A 3,673-nucleotide genomic window follows, 5' to 3' on the forward strand; every position below is an offset into this window, starting at 1 on the left:
TGCCAAGGTCGGCATTTGCGACGGCTGGTGGATTTTTCCCTCACCCCAGCCCTCTCCCGGAGGGCGAGGGAGCTGAACGCGTAGGACTGTCGATTTACGCCGAACTGAGCTATTGAGTTGAATGCTGAATTTGAAATCCACACAGATCGGCCCCCTCTCCCTCCGGGAGAGGGCTGGGGTGAGGGCGGCGTCCTTCAACCTTGCACATCAGCTATAGTGCCGCGCGGGTTTTGTTATGGAGACATCCCTTTGCGCATTGTTCTTTTCTTCACCGCGTGGCTGTTGAGCTTCGGTGCCGTAGCGGCACCGGGCGATGTGGCGACGCTGGATCGCAGTACCTGGCCGGAACAGCTCGGCAATCCGACCTTGTTCGACGTGGCGTCACGGGCGGAAATCCTGATGTTCGCCCGAGTCCTGCTCGGCACCGAGTCGCTGGACGAAATCGCAATGGCCCAGCGTCTGGGCCTGCGCACGGTCAATATCGACGCGATCAACAGCCTGCGCCAACGCGTGTGGCAACGCCTGCTGAGCAACTACAACTATGCCCAGCAAAGCTGCGATCAGGATGCGTCGTTCTGTTTCCTTGTCGAAGACCTGCCGACCCTGCGCGAGCAGGCTGCCAAGTTTGTGGTCAGTGACGACAGCTATTACACCAAATGGGCCGAACCGAGCCGGATCTTCCATGTGCAGTACCTCGACGAACTGATGCGCAAAGCCGCGCTGTCGCCGCAGACCAGCAGCGAAGTCGATCGTTTCGGAGACTACGAGCGCAATGGTGACGAGATGCATGACCGGCTGTTTCTGCTGACTTTCGACAGCGCCGCCAACCTCCAGCCGGACAACACTGACTGGCTCGCGGACTACCTGCGCAAGGCGAATCTGAGCGGGACATTCTTTGTCTTGGGCAAGGATATTCAGGCACGTCTGGCCGATCGCTCGGTGAACAACCTGCAAGTAGAGTTCTCGAAACAGTGTGTCGGCGTGCAGGGCTGGGAGTTCCGCTCCCACAGCTATTGGCAGGACTGGCAGGACTCGGTACGTCGCAGTGCTGATCTGGTGAAGAGCAAGTTGCCGGAAAACTACGTGCCGCTGTTCCGGCCGCCGGAGGGGCAGCGCCGCAGTGATGCACAAGGTTTCTTCAATACCCAGGGCCTGCAAGTGGCCCTGTGGGACATAGATGCACAGGACGGCGCCGGCAAACTCAAGGGCAGTGCGAGTGCGCAGCGGGTGCTGACCCTGATGCTGTTGTGGCGGCACGGGGTGATCAATTTCAACATGAAACAGGATGCGGTGAAGACGTCGTTGCCGTGGCTGATCACGCAGACCGCACAGAGCGGTATCGGCTGGGAAGATTGTCAGGACGCGTTTCGCTGATAAGCGGAAAAAGCCCGGAAACATTGGGCTTGGGGCGATTTTCTTGAAGAAAACGATGCGGGCGGACTTCCGACTCTAACGGTGTCGGGGGAGTCCGCCAAGGGCTTTTCGTCACTTTGCAAAATAAACTTAAAAAAACCGTCAAAGTGCTTTTTTATGTCATGGGTTTTGGAGTATTACGAAGACAGACCGCCGAAACCTGCAACACAGGTGGCGTCTCCCAAGACCCATTTTGTGTGCAGTTCATCTGCTCCTCGAACAAGAGCTTCGCAGGTGAATTCGGCAGTCACTTCGAGGCGCAGCACCGCCGAGGTATTGCGTCGAATGGCTCCCACAAAGGTGACCGAGTATGGATGATCACGGACGTAGCCCTTCTTCCAACCAGCCAATCCTTTATGTACTCGATACCAACGTATTGATTCACGATCCAAACGCCCTGCTGAATTTCGAAGAACACCACGTCGCGATCCCGATGACCGTGCTCGAAGAGCTGGACAAGCTCAAGAGCGGGCATCACAGCGTAGCGGCCGAGTGCCGCCAGGCCATCCGGCTGATCGACAAGACCCTGGGCGATGCTTCCCCGGAAGACGTTGAACTGGGTGTACCGATCCAGCGTGGCAAGGGCGGTCCGAAGGGCTTGCTGTCAATTCTGATGAGCAAGCAGGCCGAATCGAGTCTGATTCTGCCCGAGCACCTGAACGACAACAAAATCATCAACCAACTGATCGACCTGCACACTCGCGATCCGAAAAAACCGGTAGTGCTGGTTACCAAAGACATCAACATGCGCCTCAAGGCGCGCGCCTGCGGGATTGATGCCGAGGATTACAGCACCGACCAACTGGTCGATGACGTGTCCTTGCTGCCCAACGGCTACCACAACATGACCGGCTCCTTCTGGGACCGCGTCAGCAAGGTCGAAACCCGTCAGGATCACGGTCGCACCTGGCACCAGGTGCAACTGATCGACAACCTGCCGGCGGTGCACATCAACGAGTTCATCATTGATGAACAGGGCTTCGTGGGCTGGATCAAGGAGATCGACGAGGCCAAGCTGCTGATCCTCGATCTGCATCAGGAACCGCTGCTGCACCAGGAAGCCTGGGGGCTCAAGCCACGCGACATCTATCAGAGTCTGGCGCTGTACGCGTTGCTCGATCCGGACATTCACCTGGTTAACCTGTCGGGTGCCGCCGGCTCCGGTAAAACCATTCTGGCGCTGGCCGCAGCCATCGAGCAGACCATGGTCAGCAAGCGTTATCGGCGCATCATTGCCACCCGTAGCGTGCAGGGCCTGGACCAGGAAATCGGCTTCCTGCCCGGCACCGAAGCGGAAAAAATGGAGCCTTGGCTGGGCGCCATCACCGACAACCTCGAAGCCTTGCACATGGATGACGAAAACACCCATGGCAGCGTCGACTACATCCTCAGCAAAGTGCCGTTGCAGTTCAAATCGCTCAACTACATTCGCGGTCGCAGCTTCCAGCAGAGCCTGATCCTGATCGACGAATGCCAGAACCTCACGCCGCACCAGATGAAAACCATCATCACCCGGGCCGGCGCCGGTTCCAAAGTGGTGTGCCTGGGCAACCTGGCACAGATCGACACCCCTTACCTGTCCGCGACCAGCTCCGGACTGACCTACCTGACCGAACGCTTCAAGGACTTCCCCAACGGTGTGCACATCACCCTGCAAGGGGTGCCTCGCTCGATCCTGGCCGAATACGCCGAATCTCACCTCTGAGAGGAGCAGCTCCAAGCCGCAAGCTGCAAGTGGTCCAAGTGAACTTCACTTGCCGCTTGAAGCTTGCGGCTTTCGGCTGTTTAAATGCGAGCTTTCCTGACGCCTGCCTACCGCGCTTTTAACTTGCCGCTTGTAGCTTGCCGCTTGCAGCTGCCTCAAGGAGGCCCCCGTGCTGACTCATCTCGATTCCCAAGGTCGCGCCAACATGGTCGACGTCACCGAAAAAGCCGTGACGTTCCGTGAAGCGACGGCTCAAGCGCTGGTGCGCATGCTCCCCGAAACCCTGCAGATGATCGTCAGCGGCGGCCATCCCAAGGGCGACGTGTTTGCCGTGGCGCGCATTGCCGGCATTCAGGCCGCGAAGAAGACCAGCGATCTGATCCCGCTGTGCCATCCGTTGATGCTGACCGGCGTCAAAGTCGAACTCAGCGCTGAAGGCGAAGACAGCGTGCGCATCGTCGCCCGTTGCAAGCTCTCCGGGCAGACCGGCGTCGAGATGGAAGCCCTGACCGCTGCCAGCGTCGCCGCGCTGACCATCTATGACATGTGCAAAGC

General features: G+C 58.6%; 3 protein-coding genes. All 3 read left to right on the forward strand.

Annotation, left to right across the window (positions count from 1 at the left end):
- Positions 1 to 249: 249 nt before the first annotated feature.
- Positions 250 to 1,374, forward strand: a complete 1,125-nt coding sequence (locus DBR24_RS11675; RefSeq protein WP_128614818.1) for a polysaccharide deacetylase family protein — start codon at positions 250 to 252, stop codon at positions 1,372 to 1,374.
- 349 nt (positions 1,375 to 1,723) lie between these two features.
- On the forward strand, positions 1,724 to 3,118 hold the full coding sequence (locus DBR24_RS11680; RefSeq protein WP_128614819.1) for a PhoH family protein: 1,395 nt from the start codon (positions 1,724 to 1,726) through the stop codon (positions 3,116 to 3,118).
- A gap of 169 nt (positions 3,119 to 3,287) precedes the next feature.
- Positions 3,288 to 3,673, forward strand: a 386-nt coding sequence (gene moaC, locus DBR24_RS11685; protein WP_128614820.1) for a cyclic pyranopterin monophosphate synthase MoaC, incomplete at its 3' end; no start/stop codon positions are given.

The organism is Pseudomonas sp. HMWF006, from assembly GCF_003061205.1.
In the GTDB taxonomy this organism is placed as follows: Bacteria; Pseudomonadota; Gammaproteobacteria; order Pseudomonadales; family Pseudomonadaceae; genus Aquipseudomonas; species Aquipseudomonas monsensis.